Genomic DNA, 22762 nt, shown 5'->3' on the forward strand with positions numbered 1-22762 from the left:
TACTCCCGCCTCCTCACCGGCATGGCACTCAGGGCAAGCTGACGTCGGCGACGACGGACGGATCGAAATCCTCGAACCGCACCCGGCCAAGTTCAGCGGCCGAGAAGTCACGCGTATGGGTGGCCTCGGTCTCGGTGTCGACCACCCTGCGCTGCACGCCATGCACCCAGCACGCCTGCTCGGCAGGTGCATACCGGAACGTGTAGACGCTGCTCCAGCGTTCGCGACTGCCGCCGTTGGTGATCACACTGAACGCACCATCCTCGATGGTCACGTACGCGAAGGGATCGCCGGCAATGCCTCCCCGGGTGGAACACGGCACCAGCTTGTCGTTGCGCGCCGCCAACTGCCAGCGGCCCGTGGCGTCGCCCAGCAGCAGCAACAGCACCCGGTTGGGACCGTGCTCGCCGGGCAGCAAGCCCTCCGGAGGAGGTTGGTCGATCACCAGGAGCTGGTCCTGGAAACCATTGCCAGTCAGATCACCGCGCACGGCTTCCAGCAGGTTCGCGCCGGACGGAACGAACGCCAAGGCATTGTCCATGTGTACGCCACTCCCCTTCTCCATCCCCTGCAACTCCTTCAATCCCGTCCTGCCAGTTCCCGAGCGGAGGCCGGAAACGGGGCGATGCCTCGCACGTGCCCTGCGGCCGCCATGGCGGATGATAGCCCCGAGCCCACGGCAACCGCGATGGTGGCAAGCGTCACCCGCATCGCGGGGGGGCACAGTCCTCATGGACGGAAAAGCTCCTGCGTTCGATGGCACCGGCGCGCCGGGATTTTGACGCGCACGCAGCTTACTTCGAGGAGGCGGGGCTCGTCGAAGGGGGCTTGGGATGAAAAGCGCACTTGATCACATAAAAAGCGCGGTTAACGTGAATGGATGCCTACCCACCCCTGCCGTCGGGCACCGCGCTGGAGTGTGCCCGGGCGTTCACAACAGCCACATGGCTGCGCATATGCCATGGGGACGCTCAGCGCTGTCTGGAAGAATCTGGCTGCCAATGTGAGACGCATCAGCAAACAAAAGTGTCGTGGGGATCAGGCCCATGCCGCCCCGCTGCGCCAACTGTGCGGGCATGCGATTGCTAAAGGCAACGGCCAGAGAATGCTTGTTCACCAGCGCTATTGTGCTAAGCGAAGTCGACGCCAAAATCACCATGCCCCAAACTGGGGCATCCCCCATGCAACTGCATTCAAGTGACTAGTGACGACACCCAGCATTACCACCTTGATCAGCAGTTCCGGCCTGCCCATAAATGAGATGGCCTGCTCTTCAGCAGGCCATGCCCATCATGCAAAGGCCGATTCATAATCCCACCTATGACTCAACTGGCATAGATCAGAAAGATTCAAATATTGGCTCAGCACAATCCGTGTACAACACCTTGCATTGCCCACCACCGTTCTTCGCACAGTAGGAGAGAACCCGCCTGGTCGCCTCCTCTCTTGAGCCGGCGACCGAGATTGAAACTATGCCCTTACTGCCCGGCTCGGGATTGGCATATGCAACGCACTGATTCTTATAGGTCGTACTAACTTTGCAGTCAGTCGCGCCATGGGTTGCGCAACGCGACAATGCCTCAGATTCCGCCTCTCGTTTAGATCGCTTTCCCACTGAAGCCCCCATGTCGCCGGTTACCACAGCGTCTGCAATAGCCCCCCAAGTTTTGATCCAACGACCAGTCGCAACAGGACCACTTTGCCCTTCCCCTGCCCCTGAGCCAGGTATTGGGGCACAGCCACCAACCCCCTTCTGCTCGTCGCCCACTGGATACTGCCCAGGCGGGCATCGGCCTTCTGCTTGGGCGTTCCCGGCTAACAATAAGATCAGGAAAATCCCAGTCGCGATAATGAAGGCCGAGATATTCTTCACGTCACCACTCCGATACATATGGAAATTACTGCTTACCAGGATGAGCCGCTCGCAAGCCAGTATCAACCACTCTTGTTGAATCTGATTGTGGCAAAGTCATGCGCGCAGCTGAGTGCTTATCGTGGACACCATCATCCGCCCCTGCGCGCCCCTTCTCCGGAGCGGCCGGCGTGTAGTAGCTACCCGGCGGCTGCCCATTCGGGCCCGGCGCCTGCGCCACCGGGCTGCCACCTATCTGCGAATATGCCATGAAGCTGCCCAAGGTGCCCTGGAAGAACATGGCCGCCATTGGGGGCGCAGTCAGAATCAACGTCGTCAGGATCAATCCCATGCCGCCCTGCTGCATCGCCTGACTGGTCATACCGTCACTGGACGCGCCCATGAGCGGGAACTTGTTCACAAGCGCCGTCATCCAGAACGAAGCCGACACGCGGATCACCATGTCCAGCGCGATCGAGACCATCGCCGCCAGTACCGCCATGGAGAACATGGTTCCAATACCGTAGAACAGCCATCGCTGGAACAGCTGCTTGGTCTGGTCGAACAGAAGGCACAGAATGAACAGTGGTCCCAAGCCGATGAACAGGGCCATCGCGACCTCATACAGCAGCAGCATTGAACCTGCCGTCACCGCAGGGCCACCCGTGCCCAGGCCGATGAACCACATCGCGCGGGTCTTGTCAGCCTGCAGCTCGGGATCATTGAGAATCTTGATGCCATCGATGCTGGACAGCGCCACCTGCATCCAGGCAAGGCTCTTGTCGATCTGCGCCTCGGGCTTTTCATCCTTGCCGGTCACAACGTGCGTGATCAGGCCCTTCACGTCTTCCGTCAGGAATTCATGGAGGTCGCGACCGAACATGCCCATGCTCGTCGCCACCGCCACGATCAGGGCGGCGCGCGCCATGTTGGTCACAAGGATCATCATCGAGTCCCGGCTGCGGCCGGTGACGATCCGATAGCCCTGTACCAGCACCCACAGGGTCATCAGGGTCAGCGCGATGCCGCCGACCCACGTCATCATGTTCTCCATCAAATGGAAGCCGAACTTGCCAATCCTGTCGCGCAGGTAGTCAAGAATCAGCTTGAAGAACACGAAGTCGCCGATCGACTGGATACGCACAGCGTGCTCCATCAGATCCTGGAACCCGCCCGAAAAATCAAAGTTGGCAATCGACCTGATCGTCATTCCTGCAATCCCTTGGTAATACCGCTTTTGCACCGGTGGCCGCCCCTTGCACTTGCTCTGGCCACCCCACCGCCTGCCTCAATCGATGGACAGTGCAGCCTTCAGCGCGACTGTCTTCACCAGATCGCTCGCAAGGGTCTTGGTGGGATCTCCCTTGAGCGCCGCCTGTGCCACAATCTTCTGGTTGGCTTCCATGACTTCAATGTAGGCATCGTAAGAACGCATGCGTCCTTCCCAGCTCTGCGCTGCCACTTCCAGGTTGTTGGCCATGCGGGTCGCTTCGCTGTCCGAACCCTGGACGTTGCCCTGATCATTGCTGAAGATGCGCAGATCGAATATTTCCTTCAGGCCCGACTCCATCTGGGGAATGGACTGCGCGAGGAACATGACCGAATCGTTGTACTTGCGATTCTGCATCATGCGGATGTTCACGCAGATCTGGGTCTGCTGCTCCTTCATGTCACCGGTCGGATTGAACACAAGACTCTTGAAAAGATCGCCGGGCGAGAAACTGCTCTTGCTGCCACAGGTTTCCGCCACCAGATAGTCCGCAGGCACGGGTACCAACGGCTGCCCCTCCGGCAGGCCGATCTTGCGCATCTGAGCCTGCACCTTCACCAGCGCCTGAGCGTACTGGTCCAGCGTCCTTTTCCAACGCTCTGCCTGCTCGGCATACTCGGCAGCGTCGGCCGCGTAACTGGTGATCGAGTTCTTGTACTCATAGATGGCCTGCATCAGGTTCGAGTAATCAAACACCGGCCAGCCTGCGTTCGCCGTCGTGGTTGCCAATGACATCACGGCGCCCAATGCCAGCGCGCTCAGTCTCGTGCTGCGCGGCATACGGGCCTGCTTACTGTTCTTGTGCGGACTGTTCATCATCGTCTCCATAGTCGGTCGTTCAAGAGCGTCGGGACACCCGACTCACGCCACAGCTTCCGTACTCGCCGTCTTGCCCGAACCCTTTCGATTCTTGTAGAAATCTTCCAGCCACTGCTCCGGCGTCAGCTCATCCACGGTGATCCGGTTGCGGACTGCAGCGGTCTGCAACACCCGATGCATGATGTCGATGTTGTCGGTCGAGGCCGAGATCACCGAGAGGATGTCGTCCATGCCACGCAGGTTGAGCTGGCAGACGCTGGACGCATGGCCCTGCTTGACCAGGAAGCAGCGCGAGCGCTCGTCCAGGGCGGTAACCACCCTGAACTCGGCCTCGGTCAGCTTCAGGCCGTCCATGTAATCGCTCTTGCTGGCATTCGGGTTGGGCAGAAGGATCAGCGTGGCGGTCTGTTCAATCAGCGCGGCGGAGATGTCACTCTTCAGTGCATCTTCCGGGCTCTGCGTTGCGAAGATGCCCAGACCGTTCTGCTTACGGATGGTCTTCTGCTTGTTCTTCGCGAATTCCTTCAGGCCACCCTCGCCGTCCAGGATCTTCCAGAATTCGTCCATCACGTAGATCAGCGGACGACCATCGATCAGCGACTCCAGGCGGTGCAGCAGGTAATTGATGACCGGCACGCGCACTTCGGGGTTGTCGATGATGTCGGTGTAGTCGAAGCCGATGATGTTGGCCTTGCTCAGGTCAACGGTATCGACCGGATTGTCGAAGACCCAGCCCAGCGAATTGCCCGAGGTCCAGCGGCGCATGCGCGCGTAGAGCCCGTCGTCACCCATGTTGGGCAGGCTCTTCTGGAAGTTGGTCATGCTGCGCAGGTGCATCGGCGTATCGAGCATGCTCTCTACAGCGCGGTAGATATCCTCTTCCTCGCGGGCGCTGTACTCACGCTTGCCGGCCAGCACCTTGATCAGGTCGGCCAAGAACTGCACGTTGGCTTCATTGTTTTCGCACTGGAACGGGTTGAAGCCGGTCGGCGCGCCGTTCTCCAGGGCCAGATAGTTACCACCGCAGGCACGGACGAAGATCTCCGCACCACGATCCTTGTCGAAGAAGAAGATGGTCGGCGACGGCTCGTACTTCTGCACCTGGCTGAGCAGGAAGTTGATCAGCGCGGTCTTACCGGTACCGGACTTGCCGATCACCATGGTGTTGGCGATCGCCTTCTCGCCCAGCGAGTTTTCCGACGGATGGGTCGCGTGGAAATTGAAATAGTACGGCTGGCCGTTGGTGGTCTGCAGCGTGGTGACGCAGTCGCCCCACGGGTTATTGTGCTGCTTGCCGGTCGCGAAGTTGTGCAGCGGCGACAGGCCCAGGAAGTTCAGCGAGCTGACATTGGCCAGGCGGGTGCGATAGCGCCAGTTGGCCGGCAGCTGCGAATAGAAGGACGAGGCGACCGCCAGGTCTTCCTTGGTCGACACGAAACCCGCATTGGACAGCTCGGCGCGCGTCGTGGCCACGTTCTGCGACAGTTTGGCCTGGCTGTCGCCGTAGACCGTCATGATGAAGTGGTACTCGCCCAGCACGAAATTACCCGACGACAGCTGGTCCATCGCCTGGTCCAGCTCGACGATCTGGCTGACTGCCTTGTCGCCGGAGGAGATCATCATGCCCTTGGTGCGGTCGAGCACCTTGAGCGCGTCCTGACGCCCCATCGGGCTGAACGAATGGGTGATGACGTACTCGTAGTCCAGGTACTTCAGGCCGTTGAGGATGCCCGGGTAAGTTCCCTCGGCATACTCCTTGATGTTCAGGATGGCGCCGAAGTGGTTGGTACCATTGGGGGTATTGATGACGAAGTCACCGGTCTTGGACGAGAACATGTGCCGGCTGACCGGCAGGTAGTCCTTGATTGGTGCCGACAGCACCGGGACCGGCTCGTCAATGCGATTGATCAGGTAGCCGAACAGCTCCAGCGTTTCCGAGAACACCACGCCATTCTTGGCCTCATACATGCCCAGGCGATACGGCGCGTAGTCGCGGATCACGGCCTCGACGTTGCCGGCCAGTTCCATCAGCTTTTCGACTGCCTGCTCCTGCTCCGCGCGCAGCTTGTCCACGTTCGCCGACTTCTCGACGAAGCGCTTACCCGCCACCACGGGGCGATAGATCATGGTCAGGTACAGCTCGTTCTGCATGATGCGCTGCGAGGACAGCATGCCCATGTACTGATCGGACACGTCCTGGTTGAAGCGCTGCTTGTAGTTGCTCTTGCCCTTCAGGGTGCGGCGACGACGGATGTCATGCACCCAGAACGCCACGTTCACGAAGTCGGGAGCACGCAGCGTCTGCAGCAGGCGGTTGAACGTGTTGTGGCGATGCTCCAGCTCCCACTCCTCACGGCCGACGAACGGCAGCCCTTCCAGATGCCAGGTCAGCAGGTAGTCGCCGCCCGTGGTCTTGACCACGTTCGGGGCGACGTGCGACGACAATGGAATGAACTCGCTGATGGAGGTGTCTGGGCTGAACATACGACTGCTTCCAAAGAGGTACTGCCAAGAAGTTTCAACAGACCCGACGGGCGCTGGCGCCCGCCGGGCCGGATCCGGACCTCAATCCATTCGGGCCGGCTTGTCGCGGTAATGGTTGGGGTTGAACACCCACATGCCATCGTGTTCCTGCACGTTGCGGACTTTCAGCTTGAACATCAGGCGCAGGCCCAACAGGCGGAAGATCATTTCGTCACGCTTGGCCATCTGCCGCATGATGAAGACCGCCACCGGAATGGTGAGCAGGAACCAGAAGTTCGTGTACATGCTGAGCAGCAGCAACCCACCTGCCACCATGAAGAATGGCAGGTAGGGAACGCCCAGGAACATGGCCGGGCGCGTGCAGCCGCGGAACACGACGTTCTTATGCACTGTAGTACTGGATCGCGTTGTTGATCAGGTAGTACGTCGTGCTGCCGCCGGTGCACTTGCCGTCGCTGCCCTCGCCCAACAGCATGCGCGCGATCTGACCAGCGGCACCGATCAGCACGCCACCGATCAGGATCGGCGCGACGTCACCGATGCGCTTGTGCGCGAAGGCGATCTGGTAGCCGGCGAAGATCACCGCAATGGTCACGACGGCGATGGAGGCCATGTTCAGCAGGCCGTTGATGTTGGAGAAGAAACCGCAGACCTTCTTGTCGGTGCCGCCGAAGTCGGTGCCGGTGGCGAACACCTGCGGGGCGAACAGTGCGCCAACGAAGATCGTGGCCATCAGCAGGGTCTTCAGCGTGCGCTGGGCCTGGACGAGGTCGAGATTGGATCGCTTCATGGATTGATTTCCTTGTTGATGGACTAACACAACTGAATCGGCCAGCCGGGGGACTGGCCGCACCACGACTTCGTCAGAACACGAAGGCCGCATCCCCTGCGGGAATCTGCTGCACCGGTGCGGCCTGCACCGGCGCGTTGAATGAATTGTCGCCACCGGCGACAGGCTGGTTGCGCTCGCTCCAGGGCCGCAGCATCACGGGCCCCTCATTGCTGGCACCGGCGGCGCCCGGCAACTGCTGCGGCATGGCCATGGCCTGCGCAGCACGCTGCTGAGGCAACTGCTGCGGCATACCACTGGACTGTTGCTGCGGATAGGCGCCCACCTGGGCCGGCTGCGCCTGCGGCTGCATCATCCGATCCACCGAACCCAGCACCACCTTGGACAGCGCCTGGTCGGCGAGATTCAGCAAACTACCCCGCGCCATCGCCCCGGTGGACGGGTACACGACATAGGCGCGTGCGGGATCTTCGGACGGCACGTACACCGGGCCATTGGATTGAGCAACGATGCGCGCCTGCGCCGGCGAAGCGAGCTGCGGGTGATGCTCGACCTTCACCGCGCGGCGCTCACCTCGACTGACCACGTCGATCGGTGCGACGCCATTGCTGGCAACCTGCTGGCCGCGGCGGATCGAGTCGTAGATCTTCTGCACGTAGCCGTGACGGAAGCCGGTCTCGAAGTTGCCCGAGTAGTAACAGCTGAACGACTTGCCCCAGTCACCACCGGAGCGCTTGTAGCACTCGGCGAGAATGCGCGAACCGGCCTGCAGGTTCGGGCACTGCTGGAAGGCCTTCTCGTAGGAATCCAGCCCGTATTTGCCCAGGTTGTAGCGATTGACCTGGGCCAGCCCGATCGAGAAGTTGTAGCCCTTCTCTTCCAGCATTCGCACCGTCGCCAGCGCTTCATCCAACGCCTTGGGCTGGCGCACCAGTGCACCGCCGACCACGCCGATGGCGTAGGGATTGCGCGACGATTCGACATTGATGACGTGCTGCATCACATCCATCGATACGGCCATCTCCGGGCACGCCATCATTTCCAGTCCTGGCAGCATCCCTCAGCCCTCCTGCCCCTGGGCACGCCCAGGATTAAAGTCGATGCCGGTGATGTAGCGCGAACCGGCATGCGCCTTGATATGCACAACGATGTCGATGGTCATCATCAACAGCCGCTTGATCACGTTGAACTCCAGGCCCGAACCTTCGACTGAAGCCTTAACCATCAGCGCCAGCTGGTCCCATGTCTGCTCCGGGCTGCCGGCATGGCAGCTGGTGATCGATCCCGGGTGGCCGGACGCGCAGTTGCGGATGAAGTAGAACGCTTCGTCACCGCGCAGCTCGGCCAGGATGATGCGCTCGGGCTTCATGCGCAGGCAGGCTTCCATGCAGCTCTTGGCTGTCACATTGCTGGTGCTCTGTCCGCCCTTGGAATACAACAGGTGCACCACGTTGGGCTGGGTCAGGAACAGCTCACGTGCGTCCTCGATCGTGACCAGGCGCTCGTTGTCCGGGATATGGTTGACCAGCGCCTTCATGAAGGTGGTCTTGCCGCTGCCGGTCGCGCCGGATACCACGATGTTCTTGCGGTACATCACCGCACGCCGGAAGAATTCGGCGTATTCACGCGAATGACGCAGCTCCAGCAGCTCGCGATCCTGCTCACTGATGCTGCCATCGCTTTCCAGGATCTGATTGAAGAAGCCGTCTTCGTGATACTGACTGAGCGACTTGGTGTGCTTGGACGGCAGACGGATGGTGATCGACACCTTCCCCGCGTCACAGGCCGGCGGAATCACAAACTGCGCACGCTGGCCGGTGGGGAACGTGAGCGACACCACCGGATCGGCATCGGTGATGCGCTGGCCGGTGTTGCTCTCGTTCACCACTGCCGTGCAGAACTGCCGGGCCCGCTCGAACGTCAGGCTCGGCACGTCCACCCGCTGCCACCCCGCCCGGGTTTCCAGGTACAGCTCGCCGGGACGGTTGATGCAGATTTCCGTCACTTCCGGAGAGGTCATGTACTCGGCGATGCCCAGCACTTCGTACTGATAGCGCAGGAAATCGCTGGAGACGAGGGCGAGGGGTGACACTTCGGCGTCCATGATCGTTCGTTGGGTTACCGGCGGGGGTGCAGCACGTTGGTGAAGTCGACGTCCTTTGCAACGTAGACGTTCACGATTGTGCCCTGGTTGATGGTGACGGTCGGCGGACGACGGTTGCTGCTGAGAGCCTCATTGGCCAGGCGCTCCATCGTGCGTGCGGTAGCACTCTCATAGGGCGACTGCACCGTCATGCCATTGTTGGCGATGGTCGTGGTCTCCGGACCGTGCTCGGCGGCCGCATACTTGAAGGCATCGGAAATCAGGCTGATCATCAGCGCCGAAGCGATACGGCTACCCCAGTGCGCGCTGTACTGGCCCGGATGACCGGCGCCGCCCAGCTGATCCACGCCCGGGCTGGACATCGCAACGTCGATGCCATTGGGGGTGGTGATGCGATCCCAGATCACTTCCACGCGCTTGCCCATCGGACCGCCGCCATAGGCGCCATAGATCTTGGAGCCCTTCGGCAGAAGCAGGTTGCGACCGTTGATCGAGTACACCGGCTCGGTCAGCAGGCACGAGGTATAGCCGGCGAGGTCGGTGATGATGCGGGTTTCCAGCACGCAACGCAGGTAGGTGCCACGCACCAGCAGCGCGTCGGGGCTCTGGATGTAGGTGGCGCTGGAGACATCCTCGACGTCCGGGCCGCGGCGAACCTTTGCGGGGGCGGTGTTGCCGTTCTGCGCCTGCAGCGTGGCGAGCATGGCCTGTTCGTAGGATGAAGGAGCACCCCCAGCCTGACCCTGCCCTTCACCCATGCCACCCACGCCGCTGCCAGACCCGGCAATGCGGCGATCAAGCAGCGAGGGGCCACGCTCGATCTCGCGCTCCTGACGCGCGCCCATCATCGCTGGCGAAATAGCGTTGCTCTCCTGTGGCGGCGGCGGCGGCAACATCGGAATCGGATCAACCGGTTGCATGGCCTGGGAGGGCACCGGACTCGTCTGCACGGCGTCCGGCAGCGTCGGCGTAGACACGCGCGCAACGTCCGGCACCTTCTGCACAGCGTCCTTGTCATCCTGGCCCTTGCGGAACAGCAGGAAGCCCATGGCCACCAGCAGCAGCACGATGCCGCCCAGGAACAGCAGCGCCTTTCGGTTCAGCCGCTGCTCTTCGGCCGAGCGCAGCTGCGGCGCGGCCGCGTCCAGATCCGGCGCCGGCTCGGCCTGGGCCGTGCCGAAATAGGGATTCGACGGCGCGTCCGCGGCACCCTGTGCGCCGTACGGGCTCTGGCTCTCGTCGCGTCCGTTGTTCGGGTCGTTTCCGGGAGTGTTCTGCTGGCTCATTTCTTCACGTTCCTTCGCAGGCCGACGACGAAGTCGCCGTGGCGGATGACCAGGTACGGGTGCGTCCCGTGCACGATCAGCGTATTGCCTTCAACCGTGGTGTTGACCACAAAGTCTTCACCGTATTCCGTTTCACGACCAAACACGGCCGGGAAGATGCCGGTCTTGTATTCCGGCGAGTTCGGCAGTTTCAGGTAGGTGAAACGGCCATCGTCATAGGCGTTGACCGGGATCAGCCACCCCATCTTCTTCGCCTTGCTGGTCGAATATGAGTAGTTGAAGTTGTACTGCCGGTCCTTGGCCAGCTCCGAGCTCAACAACGGCTTGGCCTCTTCCTCGACCGCTTCCTGGGCGACGCCGAACACCGTGTCATTGGGATAGACGAAGGCGATCTTGTACTGCACGCCCGCGCGGCGGGCCTGCTCCAGCTGGCGCCAGTCGGTGGCCACCACCTTCAGTTCGAAGATGTAGGAATGGGTCTCGGTGCGCACCATCATGTTGGTGTCGACGTCGACGTTCTTCGGCTTGAGGTAGAACACGTTCTCGCGGCGGGTCAGTTCCCAGCCGCTGCTGAAGCCGGTGCTGTAGTCGAGGATCTTCTCGTTCGGGCTCAACTCGATCTGGGTGGTGAGCCCCAGGCCAGTGCGAACCGGATAGATGCGGTCCTTCTCGTACTCGTAGTGGTCAACCGCCTGCGCCATCGCCGCTGCTGAGAACAGCAACGACAACATCGACAGCAGCGCCAGCGCGCTTCCCCTGATATTTCGACTACTCATCGGTTGCTTGCTCCATCAGCAGTTCCGGTGGAATTGTTCTGCGCCGGCCTCATGGCCGGCTGTCCGGGCATGGCCTGCCCCGGCATTGCTTGCCCCTGCACCGGCTGACCCGGCATCGGTTGGCCCTGTACAGGCTGTCCCGGCATTGCCTGACCCGGTACCTGGCCGTTGGCTGGCACCGCGACCGGCTGGCCGGTGGCCGGGTCGATCATGGTGGCCGCGGCCGGATTGTTGGGATCGTAGACACCCTGCGCCTGCTGCGCGGCCTGCGCGGCCTGCTGCGCCTGTGCCTGCATGGCGCCGTCATCCGGCACCGGCACGCCACGCGAGTAGTCGTTGTCGACGCGGTACTCGGTGACCTGGAACGCCAGCGGATTGAGGATGCGATCCTGCTCGGACAACGCCAGGTTCTGGTTGTACTCGAAGCGCATCGTCACCAGCTGGTTGTCCAGGTAGGTAGAGACGCCGGTGCGCTTGTCCAGCAGGCTGCGCTGGATGCGCACCGAAGCGCCGCGGAAGCTGCCGTTCGGTTCTGCGCCCAGCGGCGTGATGCTGAGGATCTTGACCCGGATCGCGCGTTCGCGGCCATACATCACGAACGGGTTCTGCGGATTGTTGCCGGCATACCGGACACGCATGGACTGCGCCACCGGATCGGTAGACATCACGAACACCAGTTCCCAGTCACGCAGCCCCATCACCGCCGAGTCGTACGATTCGCGCGCGAGCACGTACTGGGCGACGTTGCTGCGATTGATCGCTTCGTTGGTGGTGATCGTCTCGCCCTGGAAGGTGCCACTCAGGCGCGCGACGGTCGCGGTACCCGTGTAGGCATCGGCCATCACCAGGAACGGCACCTTCTCCTTCAGCGGCAGCATGTAGTAGTAGCCGCCCGCCAGGGCGAGCGACATCAACAACGAGCCCGTGGCGACCCACCACGCGCGCCGCTCGCTGCGGCGCGCCATGTCGGCCACGGTGATCTCGTAGCTGACCGCCTTGGCGACCGACTGCTCGACCTTGGGACTATTGCCGGGATCCTTCTTGCGGAACATGGATTCTTCCGTACTGCTGAAACATCAATGGGCGTGGCGCCCCTGCGACAGGCGCGGGGAGCGGCACGTTCGATGATTTCGAGGTGGATTCAGGTGCCGCTGTTGGAATCAGCGCCCTGCGCCGACGCGGTCGGCGTCGAGCCAGCGCTCTGCACAACGATCTGGTTGCCAACGATGGAGACGGAGATGCCCTGCGCCGCATAGGCTGCGGTCAGATCGATCACGGCCTGCTGTGCGTTGGTGGTGTCGATGTTCGAGACCGCGCCATACAGAGTGAAATCCGAGCTGAGGCGGTAGTCCAGCGTGCGCCCGGAATCCTTGGCCCAACGCTCGAGCATGGCTTTGAGCGTGCCATCCATCGGCGAGGCCTGGTAGACGTAGCTGGAGTACAGCGGAATTTCGGTCGTCGTCGCAGCAAAGCGGTTGACCGGCTTCCAGCGGCCTCCGAAATCCGGAGCGGACTTGGTGGCGCAACCGGCCACCATCAGCGCCGCCACTGCGGCGATGGACATTTTCGCGATAAACGCCTGATTCATACGGGCTTCACTTTGACGTACGAAAAAGCAGTCCCGAGCATTGGTCCCCTGGTCGTCCGGCGCTGCATCGCGCACGCCGGAATCGGAGCGACACGCTGTGTGCAGCGCACCCACTCCGGCTCCCCTGCAGCCCAAAGGCTGCCAACCAGGTCGCGGGGCCATCGGCGCAGCCGACAACACATCCGCATACCTCACCAACGTCGAAACCATCCTTGTTTCCATGGCACAAACTCCTGGCCACCCTGCTGCTACATCTTCGACATCCAGCACACACTTCTGGACGACATGCACAGGGTCGCACAACCACGCGTCAATTCCATGTCAGACAAGTCTGAAAATCCATGAACAAATGCCAAATTCTTGACCGAAATCACGAATTCACATTCTTAACTTCGAATCAAATTCACAAATTAAGCGTCGTGAATTAGACGTTCAGCATCGGAACGTCCACCTTCGGCAGCAGCCTCGAAGTGAAGTAGCGGTCCTTGTAGTAGCGGATCTTGTCGCACTTCACCGGATGCGGTATGCCCTCATACAGGAACACCTCCATGTCCGGCCCCATTGCCTTCAGCTCCTGCGGCAGCATCAGCGCGCGCCGTTCCTCGGTGAAGTTGTGGGTCTTCTCGCGGGCATGGGTGACGTTCTTCTTGCGCACCGTGGTGTAGCCCAGCATGTCCGAATAGTCATTGGCATCCTGTTGCTCACGCGGCGCGTACAGGATCTGCAGGGCATGGTTGGTGATGATGGTGCGTGACACTTCCCGGCCGTAGGTGGCGTCGAGCTGGGACATGCTCTGGATGATCGGCAGCAGGCGGATGTTGTAGCCAGCCATGTACGACACCGCCGAGGCGATGATCTCCACTTTGCCGATCGAGGTGAATTCGTCCATCAGCAGCAGGCACTGGTACTTCAGGTCCGGGTTGGACTTGGGCAGTTCCTTGGTGTTGAGGTTGATCAGCTGGCTGAAGAACAGGTTGATGATCAGCCGGCTCTCGGCCAGCTTGTTCGGCTGGATGCCGATATAGATGGTCATCTTCTTCTTGCGGACATCGGTCAGCAGGAAGTCGTTGCAGCTGGTGGCCTTGTCCAGCACCGGATTGATCCAGGGATTGAGCGGTTCCTTGAAGGTGCCCAGGATCGAGGCGAAGGTCTCATCGGCCTGCGACAGCATGTTGGCGAACGCCGAACGGGCGTTGGCGCTGAGGAACGGCCGCTCCGACAGGGTCTTGAGGTACTTCTTCAGGTCGGTGCCGTCGCCGGAGGACAGACGGTACACCGCACCGAGCGTGGGGGTGCCGGCGCCGCCCGGGAAACCGCTGCTGCGCTCGTCGTCCCAGTTCTCGAACAGGTACAGGGTGAAGGCCATGAACGCGTTGCGCGCCTGGCTGACCCAAAATTTCTGGTCCTCGGCCCCGTCCGGATACAGCATCGCGGCGATGCTCATCAGGTCCGACACGCGGAAGGCCGGATCATCGGAGACGTAGCTGAGCGGGTTCCAGCGGTGCGTGCGCCGGTCCTCGGCGAAGGGATTGAACAGGTAGATTTCCTGGCCCTGGCTGGCGCGCCAGCCACTGGTCAGGTCGAAGTTCTCCTGCTTGATGTCCAGCACCACCAGCGATTCGCCGTACTCCAGCAGGTTCGGGATGACCACGCCCACGCCCTTGCCCGAGCGGGTCGGCGCGGCCAGGATCACGAACTGCTGGCCATCCAGGCGCACCAGCTTGCCGCCATGGCTGCCGACCACGATGCTCTGGCCGGTCTTCTTGAACATGCCGTGCTTGGCCAGGTCGGCGCCGGTGGCGAAGCGCGCGTCGCCGTGCAGCGAGCGCTTGTCCTTCTTCAGCAGCAGCACCAGGCCGGCCACCAGCAGCACCAGCAGGGGCAGGCCGAAGCCCACGTAGCCAGCCCATTTGATCTTGCCCACGAAGGGCGCGACCTGCGGTTGGCCGATGGCGTGGACGTACTGGTAGTAGGTGTTCCAGGTGAACAGCTGGGTGTCCAGCCCGAGGAACAGCAGGGTCAGATAGCCGGAAAACACGAAACCGAGCAGCAGGGTCGCCAGCGTGATGATGGCGATGAGCAGATACTTCTTACTGGGCAACACCCGAATCCTCCATGATGCGCACGCGGCGCGACGGCCTAGCGGTGGCGCCAGCGCGACGCCTTCTTCCGCAGGTGGTTCTCGTTTTCCAGCCCGGGCTCCTCGCCCTCTTCACGCACCAGTTGCAGCAAGCGTTGGCGCGCTTCGGCCAGTGATATCAGGTCGGTCAGACGATCCCCATCGTCGGCGACGACCGCATGGCCGACCACATCGCCGGGAGCGTACACCGGCTCGTAGGACACCGCTACCAGCTGATAGCGGCCACGGGTTTCCAGCACATGCCTGAATTCCTGCATCTCACTCCTCCTTGTCGGGGCAACACTGCGTCCCCTGCCTCGCCATCATGCCCGTGGCAGCGTCATGGGCGCATCCACAACCGCTGCGGCTTTTGCGCGAAACTGTGCGCGGATATCCAAGGAGACTGCAATGGACTGGGTAGCACTTGCCCGTACGCTGGCCACCGAGGCCCACGCGGGGCAGATCGACAAGGCCGGCCAGCCTTATATCGGCCATGTGGCGCGGGTGGCGGCCGCCGTGCGCGGCGACGATGACGCCGAAGTGGTGGCCTGGCTGCATGACGTGGCCGAGGACTGCCCGGCGTTTGCCGCGCGGATCGAGGTATTTCCGGCGCCGCTGCGCGAGGCGGTGCAACTGCTCAACCGCGATGCAGCTCCTGACGCGGACAGCTACTACGCGCGCATTGCCGCCCACCCGCTTGCATTGAAAGTGAAGCGCGCCGATCTGGATGACAACGCCGATCCACAGCGGCTGGCGATGCTGGACGGGACCACGGCAGGGCGCCTTCGCGACAAATACGCTCATGCCCGGGCGGCGCTGGGCATCTGAGCCGGCCGCGAGGCGGCGCGGAGGGCCGGCGTGTCACCGATCAAACGCTGATTTACCCTGAGTGCTGCTGCTCCTGTTGCAGTGCAGCAGTACAATGGACGGCTCCCCCGCCCCATCGCGCCCCCGCATGAGCCCCAACTCTTCCCTGGCTGCGCGGCTGACGCCCCGCCAGCGCACCCTGATCATCCTCGCCCTGTCGCTGGGTGGATTTGCCATCGGCACCAGCGAATTCGCCAGCATGGGGCTGATGCTGGAGATCAGCCGCGGCCTGTCGATTTCCGAAACCCAGGTCGGGCACCTGATCAGCGCCTACGCCATCGGCGTGGTGGTCGGTGCCCCGATCCTCGCCTTCGTGGGTGCCAGCTTCCCGCGCCGCAAGCTGCTGTTGGCGCTGATGGGCTTCTACGCGATCGGCAACCTGGCCAGCTCGCTGGCACCGAATTACGGCACGATGCTGGTGGCACGCTTCGTCGCCGGTCTGCCGCATGGCGCCTACTTCGGCGTTGCGATGCTGGTGGCCGCTGCGATCAGCCCTGCCGGCCAGCGCGGCCAGGCGATGTCGCGGGTGCTGCTGGGCCTGTCGATCGCGATCCTGGTCGGCAATCCGTTGACCACCTGGCTGGGCCAGCAGTTGAGCTGGCGCACCGCCTTTGCCCTGGTCAGCGTGCTGGCCATTGCCACGGTGGCGATGATCGCGCGCTTCCTGCTGCCGGACCCGGACGAAGTGCGTACCTCGCCGATGCGCGAACTGCGCGCCTTCAACACTCCCCAGGTGTGGCTGGCGCTGGCGATCGGTGCGGTCGGCTTCGCCGGCATGTTCTGCGTGTTCACCTACCTCGCACCCACCCTCGTGCAGGTCACCGGCGTGGCCGAATCGTGGATGCCGCTGGCAGTAGGCGTGTTCGGCATCGGCGCGATCATCGGCAACATCGCCGGTGGCTGGCTGGTGGACAAGTTCCATTTCAAGGCCGCCGCCGTGGTGCTGCTGTGGTCGATCGTGATGCTGCTGCTGTATCCGCTGGCCGCACAGTCGGTGTGGACCATCGGCCCGATGATCATCACGGTCGGCACCATGGGTGCGCTGGCGGCGGTGCTGCAGACGCGCCTGATGGACGTGGCCGGCGAAGCGCAGACGCTGGCGGCGGCCTCCAATCACGCCGCCTTCAATACCGCCAACGCACTCGGCCCGTGGCTGGGCGGCATGGCGATCAGCGCCGGCTTCAGCCCGGCCAGTACCGGCTATGTCGGCGCAGCCACCGCGATCGGCGGCCTGCTGCTGTGGTGCGTGGCGGTGATGCTGGACAAGAAGCGCAACCCGCCCGTCGCCGTCACCCACTGAAGAACGGGCGTCCAACCACCGCATCCACAGGTCAACCGTTCGACTGAGCCGGCTTCGTCGCGCTCCTGACGCGCGATGAACACATTTCGTGGATGTGCATTTGGGCACAGTGCAGCCGACGCCGTTTTCTCGGCCTGCACCGGACCCGCAATGCACCACCCTCGCGCCCCTGCCCGCCACGATGCCATCGCCTTGCAGGCCGGCATGCTGGGCAGCGTGCTGGGGGTGGCGTTGTCCAAGGCCATCGCCTTGTCCGCGTTGGCAGCCGATTCGATGATGGGGATCGGGCTGTGGGTGGTGGCCTGCGCGCTGCTGGCTGCCTGGGCGCTCGCAGCCTATCTGGCCTGCCTGGCGCTGAGCCGTCGTGTGTTCGTGCTGATGGTGGCGCTGTGCATGGTGCTGATGATCTGCATCGCCTGACCCAGCAGGGGCCGGACTATCGCGCATTTGTTACAGAATAACAAGTGCAATGGGTCCGATTGTGCATGCCCGGCGTCACGGATTTGAATTCCATGGCCATCCTGGCATGACCCGAGGCCATCCCATGAACCTGCAGCCTTCATTCCGCGCCACCCTCACTGTCATCGCTCTGGCGTCGCTCAGCGCCTGCGCCACCTACGACGACAGCGCCATGCATCCGGCCTGCCAGGAGTCACCCCATCTGAAGGATCTGCCACGCGAGGTCGCTGCCCGCGAGAGCCGTTGCAACAAGGGTGTGGAAGTGTGGTCGAGCGAGCGCGGCGGCAGTGACAAGCCGCTGGACCTGAGCGGAAAGAAAAAGGATCTCTGAAATGGAGCGCTGCCGGTTGCCGCGGCTGTCTTGATCATGTCCATGCACCTGGCTGACTGGCCCATCACAACCGGCGCGCGACGATGAGGTCTCCCCACCCTGTCGAGATTCAGATGCCGGACACTGCCCACCCTGTCATTCGCGCGTTCGAGGCCGTGTTCGATCTGTCAGGGGGCGTGCAGCGCATCACCGCGCTCACGGTCACCTGCCGGCATTGCGCATCGACCAGTTCGGCCAGTGAGGACAATCTGGTGCACTTGCCAGGTGGAGCATTGTTCCGCTGCGACGGGTGCGGCTGCCATCAACCGGTCAGCCATGCCCGTCTGTCGGACTGGCAACCGGCGTCGTTGCTGGGTATCTGAGGACCGCGACGTGATAATGACTGTGGAACAGCGGAAAATACTCCAGGCCATCGCCGCTGCAGAACCGGTGCGCGGTGATGCCGCAACGTGGGCGGTGACCGCCGGATGGGCGGTACAGGCAGAGGACGGGGATATCGATCTCACCGAGGCTGGCCGGGATGCGCTCACCGCGCAGGCAGGTCGTGAGGGCTAGACCCGCCGCTCAGGCCAGCTTCGCCTCCCTTCGCGCTGCGCCGCGATAGCGGCAACCTGCGGAACAAAGGGTGCATCCCTGCCACGTCGATGGCGAAGTGGCGAGGCCTTTCATGTCGGCGGTGTGCAGAGCGTCATGACATGCGCTCGGCTATGCTGCGCCACCTTCCTGCGCCAATGGCGGCCATGCATCCTTTTCCCCTGCCAGTCTCTGCACCTGATCAGCTCGCTTACCGACTGCTGCAGGACAGTGACTGGGCCCGCTCGGCCACTGCCGCAAGCGCACCCGCCGAACTTCGCACGTTGCTGGCGATGATCCTGGATTCGCCAGAACCCCTGTGGCTTGCCTGGGGCAAGGAAGACAAGGCGTTCTTCTTCAATGATGCGTACCTGCCCATGCTGGGGGAAAAACTGCACGGCGCGATGGGCAATCGCCTGGAGGATGTCTGGGCGGACGTATGGCCGAACGTGGTGCAGGCCGTCAACGATGCCTTCGCCGGCACCAGCCGCAGTTTCAAGAACCTCCCACTGATGATGGATCGCGACGGCACGCTGCGTGAAACATTCTGGACGTTCTCCTATTCGCCGCTGCGCGTCGGCTGCGGCAGTGTGGCCGGCATCCTGTGCGTGGTCAGCGAACAGACCGAACGGGTGATCGAGCGCGACCTGCACAGCCGCCAGGTCGCGGCGATCACCGAGCAGGCGCGGGAGGCCCATCTGGAACTGGTGCGCGCCCGCGAGCAGCTACGCCAGTCGCAGAAGCTGGAGGCGATCGGCCAGCTCACCGGCGGGGTGGCCCACGACTTCAACAACCTGCTGCAGGTCATCACCGGTTCGGTAGACATGCTCCTGCACACGTGGCCGGCAGACGACACCCGGCGCCGCTACATCCAGGCCATTGCAACAGCGTCGGACCGCGCCACCAAGCTGACCGCGCAACTGCTTGCATTCTCGCGTCGCCAGAGCCTGTCGCCGGAGGTCTTCGACCTCTGCGAAAGCGTGCACGCGCTCTCGGATATCATCACCACGGTACTTGGCGCGCGCATCCAGGTGTCGTTGACATTGCCCGATACACCGATGCCGGTACTGCTGGACCGGACCCAGCTGGACACCGCATTGATCAACATCGCGGTCAATGCCCGCGACGCGATCGAGGGACACGGCCGGGTGACCATCGAAGTGGAACGGGTAACCGCCGTGCCTTCGGTGCGCTTCGCCGCGCCGATGAAGGGCGACTTTGCCGCGATCAGTGTGACCGACACCGGAGCGGGCATCGACCCTGCGGTGGTTGACCGCATTTTCGAGCCCTTCTTCACCACCAAGAGCGTGGGCGCTGGGACCGGGCTCGGTCTCAGCCAGGTATTCGGCTTCGTCAAGCAGTCAGAAGGCGAGGTGGACGTGCAGAGCCAGGCCGGCGCCGGTACCCGCTTTACGCTGTATCTGCCACTGGCGCAGGCAGGAGAAACGGCGGAACGGCCGGCGGCGCAATCGGGGCTGCAGCATGGTCATGGCGTCTGCGTGCTGGTGGTGGAAGACAACGTCGACGTGGCCGAATTTGCGGTGGGCGCCCTGCGCGAACTCGACTACAGCGTGGTCCTTGCACGCAATGCGGACGAGGCCCTGGCCGAGCTGGAACGGGATGCCGCGCGCTTCCATGTGGTGTTCAGCGACGTCGTGATGCCGGGCATGAACGGCCTGGATCTGGCCCGTGCCATCCGCGCCCGCTTCCCGGAGCTTCCGGTGATCCTCACCAGCGGCTACAGCGAATTGCTGGCGCGGGATCCTGGCCATGGCTTCACCCTGCTGCGCAAGCCGTACTCATTGAAGCAGCTGGCCTCGGTGATGACCGAGACCGGGCACCGCGCCCAGGCCATGGTGGCATCCCCCTAGCGCGCCGTTCACCACGGCAAACCGAACCAGCGTTCCAGCGAAGGCTCCAGCCCCGAGGTGTCGCCGCCAGCATCGCAGGCCCAGGCCACAATACCGTCAGGGCGGACCAGCAACGCACCCAGTCCCATCGCATCGCGCGCCGTGGATATCACGCAGGGAACCGAGCGTTGCCAGCGCGCAAAGATCGGGCCGAGTGAAACGCCGGTATCGAGCCCCAGCAGCACGCCCTTCCCTGCGCGCAGCAGCTCCCCCATGCGATCGCCATTGGCCAGCTGGACGTCAGGCACGCTTTGGCCAACCCACGGATGCTCGCCGTTGAACACCGGTGGTTGTGCCACGCCCCACAAACGCTCAGCGAGATAGGTGGCGCCGTCGCGGGTCGCGGCCAGGTCGGCGAAGACCGCCGCCAGCGCGCGCTGCCCTGGGCCTGGTCGCATCAGCGCCACCTGCGCACGCGACCAGTCGAGTACCCGCGCGCCGATCGGATGGCGCTCCGCCTGATAGCTGTCCAGCAGCGTCTCGGCGGCGTCGCCTCGCGCCACGGCGGCCAGCTTCCACCCCAGGTTCATCGCATCGCCGATGCCGAGATTCAGGCCCTGGCCTCCCAGCGGCGAATGCATGTGCGCCGCATCACCAGCCAACAGCACGCGGCCGCTGCGATAGGCCGTGGCCTGGCGCGCGGCATCGGTCCATGTGGTGGCCAGATGCAACGCGGTGATCGTTGCCTGGCGCCCGGACACCCGCCGCAGCAACGCCTGGGCGGCGTGCAGGTCCAGTGGCCCGCGGTGGCCTGCGCCACCGTCGAAATCGGCCAGCGCCAGCACGCCCGGCGGGTTGAAATTGCACATGCCGTATTCGGTGAACTGACGCCCCGGGGTGAGCACCGACGGATCGGCCAGTTCAACCTGCAGCGTGTACCCGGTGAACTCGGGCGCCGTCCCTGCGAACTCGAAGCCGGAGTGCTTGCGTACCGTGCTGCGGGCGCCATCGCAACCGACCAGCCATCGGCCCCGCATCAGCCCGCGACCGGTCTGCACCTGCATCTGTGCGTCGTGTGCCTGCACTGCCTGCACCGAACAGCCACGCTCGATCTGCACACCCAGCGACACTGCGCGCTCGGCCAGCACCGTCTCCAGCGACTGCAGCTCCACCGCCATCTGGGTGGGTACCGGGGTCGGCAGGCGATCACGCCAGCGCCCGCTGTCCACGTCATCCAGCGCGAACGGAATGCCGGCGAAGTGGCCTCCCAACGGCCGCGGTTGTGCCAGCCAATGGGCGGTGCCGGGCGGCGGTGCGCCCTTGTCCGGCTTCAGCACCTGGCGGGCTGCGACCGCGTCCAGCAGGCCGCGCCGATCCAGCGCTTCCAACGTGGGCGCGTTCAAGCCGCGCAGGCCAAATGGCAGGCGCTTCAGGGCTGAATCGGGCGACTCAGCCTGCTCCAGCAGCAGGACCGAACAGCCGGCCTGGGCCAGCTCGCAGGACAGGAACAAGCCGACCGGGCCGGCCCCGGCAATGACAACGTCGTACAGCATCAGGTTCCCCGGCCTGCGCCGGCCCGGCGCTCTGGTGCGCACAATGTTACACTGGGTGTACGTTTACACAAGCCAACCGCCATGACCCCGCCCCAAGGCCGTCGCGAGCAACGCAAGGCACAGACCCGACAGGCAATTTCCGATGTCGCCACCGCGCTGATCATCCGGCGTGGCTTCGAGGCGGTGTCGATGTCCGAGATCGCCGAGGCCGCCGGGGTCTCGCGCAAGACAGTCTTCAACTATTTCGCCAGCAAGGAGGACCTGGTATTCGACCGCGACGAGGAGGCGCGGGTGTTGCTGCGCGAGGGCATGGCGGCGCGCCGCGGCATGACGCCGCTGGCCGCTTTCCAGTCGCTGGTGAGGGAGCTGCTCGACAGCGGCCATCCCCTGTTGCGGATCAACTCCGGTGCAGCGGCCTTCTGGGCCACCGTGGCCGACAGTCCGGTGCTGGTGGCGCACGCGCGACGGCTGCAGGCACTGCTGGCCGACGACCTCACGCTGTTGATGGCAAGCGCGGTCGGGCGGCCAGCGGATGATGCCGAGGCACGCCTGGGTGCGGCGATGCTGCTGGCGTCGATGGTGGCGGCCTATCAGGGAGGCCTGGCCAGCCAGCAGGAGGGTGAGGATCCGCGCCAGGCGATGCTGCAGCTGATCGTGCGCGGCGGGACCGGCGTGCTGGTGGCCCTGGCCGGCACCCCGTATACCGACCCGGGCCCGCGTCCATAGTGCATCCGGGGGATA

23 protein-coding genes and 1 pseudogene are annotated in these 22762 nt (G+C 63.4%); 8 read left to right on the forward strand and 16 right to left on the reverse strand.

All coding sequences use genetic code 11. The features are described from left to right. Positions 1–28: 28 nt before the first annotated feature. The 15 genes and pseudogenes from AC5P7X_RS06525 to AC5P7X_RS06595 form a co-directional block, all read right to left on the reverse strand. Complete coding sequence (locus tag AC5P7X_RS06525) at positions 29–565, reverse strand: hypothetical protein (protein WP_032954278.1); 537 nt, start codon at positions 563–565, stop codon at positions 29–31. Positions 566–1339: 774 nt separating this feature from the next. Continuing rightward, positions 1340–1891: a DUF4189 domain-containing protein gene (locus tag AC5P7X_RS06530; protein WP_329842479.1), complete on the reverse strand. Its 552-nt coding sequence runs from the start codon at positions 1889–1891 to the stop codon at positions 1340–1342. A 7-nt stretch (positions 1892–1898) separates the two neighbouring features. Beyond that, positions 1899–3062 carry a TrbL/VirB6 family protein gene (locus tag AC5P7X_RS06535; protein WP_065196088.1) on the reverse strand — a complete coding sequence of 388 codons (1164 nt, stop codon included), beginning with the start codon at positions 3060–3062 and terminating at the stop codon, positions 1899–1901. Between the two features lie 78 nt (positions 3063–3140). Then, entirely contained in the window at positions 3141–3938 is a 798-nt protein-coding gene (locus AC5P7X_RS06540; RefSeq protein ID WP_329842476.1) for a hypothetical protein, read from the reverse strand. 45 nt (positions 3939–3983) lie between these two features. Continuing rightward, positions 3984–6425 (reverse strand): VirB4 family type IV secretion/conjugal transfer ATPase, encoded by a 2442-nt coding sequence (locus AC5P7X_RS06545; protein WP_206620901.1) that lies wholly within the window; start codon positions 6423–6425, stop codon positions 3984–3986. Positions 6426–6506: 81 nt separating this feature from the next. Next, positions 6507–6815 (reverse strand): VirB3 family type IV secretion system protein, encoded by a 309-nt coding sequence (locus AC5P7X_RS06550; protein ID WP_019660289.1) that lies wholly within the window; start codon positions 6813–6815, stop codon positions 6507–6509. Then, positions 6808–7215: a TrbC/VirB2 family protein gene (locus AC5P7X_RS06555; protein ID WP_049444299.1), complete on the reverse strand. Its 408-nt coding sequence runs from the start codon at positions 7213–7215 to the stop codon at positions 6808–6810. The genes AC5P7X_RS06550 and AC5P7X_RS06555 overlap by 8 nt, the downstream gene beginning before the upstream one ends. Before the next feature lie 580 nt (positions 7216–7795). After that, a pseudogene (locus AC5P7X_RS06560) lies at positions 7796–8272 on the reverse strand (lytic transglycosylase domain-containing protein); the annotation flags it as partial. Positions 8273–8275: 3 nt separating this feature from the next. Next, positions 8276–9319, reverse strand: coding sequence for a P-type DNA transfer ATPase VirB11 (gene virB11 / locus AC5P7X_RS06565; protein ID WP_329842475.1), 1044 nt, complete (start codon positions 9317–9319; stop codon positions 8276–8278). 14 nt (positions 9320–9333) lie between these two features. Further along, positions 9334–10605, reverse strand: a complete 1272-nt coding sequence (locus AC5P7X_RS06570; protein ID WP_070488988.1) for a TrbI/VirB10 family protein — start codon at positions 10603–10605, stop codon at positions 9334–9336. Continuing rightward, positions 10602–11381, reverse strand: a complete 780-nt coding sequence (locus tag AC5P7X_RS06575) for a TrbG/VirB9 family P-type conjugative transfer protein (protein ID WP_014037652.1) — start codon at positions 11379–11381, stop codon at positions 10602–10604. Before AC5P7X_RS06575 ends, AC5P7X_RS06570 begins: the two co-directional genes overlap by 4 nt. Further along, positions 11378–12433, reverse strand: coding sequence for a VirB8 family type IV secretion system protein (locus AC5P7X_RS06580; RefSeq protein WP_019660295.1), 1056 nt, complete (start codon positions 12431–12433; stop codon positions 11378–11380). The genes AC5P7X_RS06575 and AC5P7X_RS06580 overlap by 4 nt, the downstream gene beginning before the upstream one ends. Before the next feature lie 89 nt (positions 12434–12522). Next, positions 12523–12969, reverse strand: a complete 447-nt coding sequence (locus AC5P7X_RS06585) for a hypothetical protein (protein ID WP_032954281.1) — start codon at positions 12967–12969, stop codon at positions 12523–12525. Positions 12970–13393: 424 nt separating this feature from the next. Next, on the reverse strand, positions 13394–15073 hold the full coding sequence (locus AC5P7X_RS06590) for a type IV secretory system conjugative DNA transfer family protein (RefSeq protein ID WP_061480696.1): 1680 nt from the start codon (positions 15071–15073) through the stop codon (positions 13394–13396). Between the two features lie 35 nt (positions 15074–15108). Next, on the reverse strand, positions 15109–15366 hold the full coding sequence (locus AC5P7X_RS06595) for a hypothetical protein (RefSeq protein ID WP_005417248.1): 258 nt from the start codon (positions 15364–15366) through the stop codon (positions 15109–15111). A 130-nt stretch (positions 15367–15496) separates the two neighbouring features. Here AC5P7X_RS06595 and AC5P7X_RS06600 point away from each other — a divergent pair, with 130 nt between their 5' ends. From AC5P7X_RS06600 to AC5P7X_RS06630, 7 genes are all read left to right on the forward strand, one after another. Beyond that, positions 15497–15916 (forward strand): HD domain-containing protein, encoded by a 420-nt coding sequence (locus AC5P7X_RS06600; RefSeq protein ID WP_049415052.1) that lies wholly within the window; start codon positions 15497–15499, stop codon positions 15914–15916. A 127-nt stretch (positions 15917–16043) separates the two neighbouring features. Continuing rightward, the gene (locus tag AC5P7X_RS06605) at positions 16044–17255 is read left to right on the forward strand and encodes an MFS transporter (RefSeq protein WP_346607442.1); all 1212 of its coding nucleotides are present in this window, start codon (positions 16044–16046) and stop codon (positions 17253–17255) included. A 150-nt stretch (positions 17256–17405) separates the two neighbouring features. After that, complete coding sequence (locus tag AC5P7X_RS06610) at positions 17406–17675, forward strand: hypothetical protein (protein WP_005417254.1); 270 nt, start codon at positions 17406–17408, stop codon at positions 17673–17675. Positions 17676–17799: 124 nt separating this feature from the next. After that, a complete protein-coding gene (locus tag AC5P7X_RS06615) occupies positions 17800–18045 on the forward strand; it encodes a hypothetical protein (RefSeq protein ID WP_053500195.1) in 246 nt (81 codons plus the stop codon). 113 nt (positions 18046–18158) lie between these two features. Further along, entirely contained in the window at positions 18159–18407 is a 249-nt protein-coding gene (locus AC5P7X_RS06620; protein WP_346607441.1) for a hypothetical protein, read from the forward strand. Positions 18408–18417: 10 nt separating this feature from the next. Then, positions 18418–18600, forward strand: a complete 183-nt coding sequence (locus tag AC5P7X_RS06625) for a hypothetical protein (RefSeq protein ID WP_346607449.1) — start codon at positions 18418–18420, stop codon at positions 18598–18600. A gap of 185 nt (positions 18601–18785) precedes the next feature. After that, positions 18786–20489, forward strand: a complete 1704-nt coding sequence (locus tag AC5P7X_RS06630; protein WP_188218750.1) for an ATP-binding protein — start codon at positions 18786–18788, stop codon at positions 20487–20489. An 8-nt stretch (positions 20490–20497) separates the two neighbouring features. Here the strand turns inward: AC5P7X_RS06630 and AC5P7X_RS06635 are convergent, their stop codons facing one another. Next, the gene (locus tag AC5P7X_RS06635; protein ID WP_329842473.1) at positions 20498–22021 is read right to left on the reverse strand and encodes an FAD-dependent monooxygenase; all 1524 of its coding nucleotides are present in this window, start codon (positions 22019–22021) and stop codon (positions 20498–20500) included. Between the two features lie 81 nt (positions 22022–22102). Between AC5P7X_RS06635 and AC5P7X_RS06640 the strand changes: the two genes are divergently transcribed. Continuing rightward, on the forward strand, positions 22103–22747 hold the full coding sequence (locus AC5P7X_RS06640) for a TetR/AcrR family transcriptional regulator (protein WP_206620419.1): 645 nt from the start codon (positions 22103–22105) through the stop codon (positions 22745–22747). Positions 22748–22762 lie beyond the last annotated feature (15 nt).

This window comes from Stenotrophomonas sp. YJH_SMC_53 (assembly GCF_059369995.1).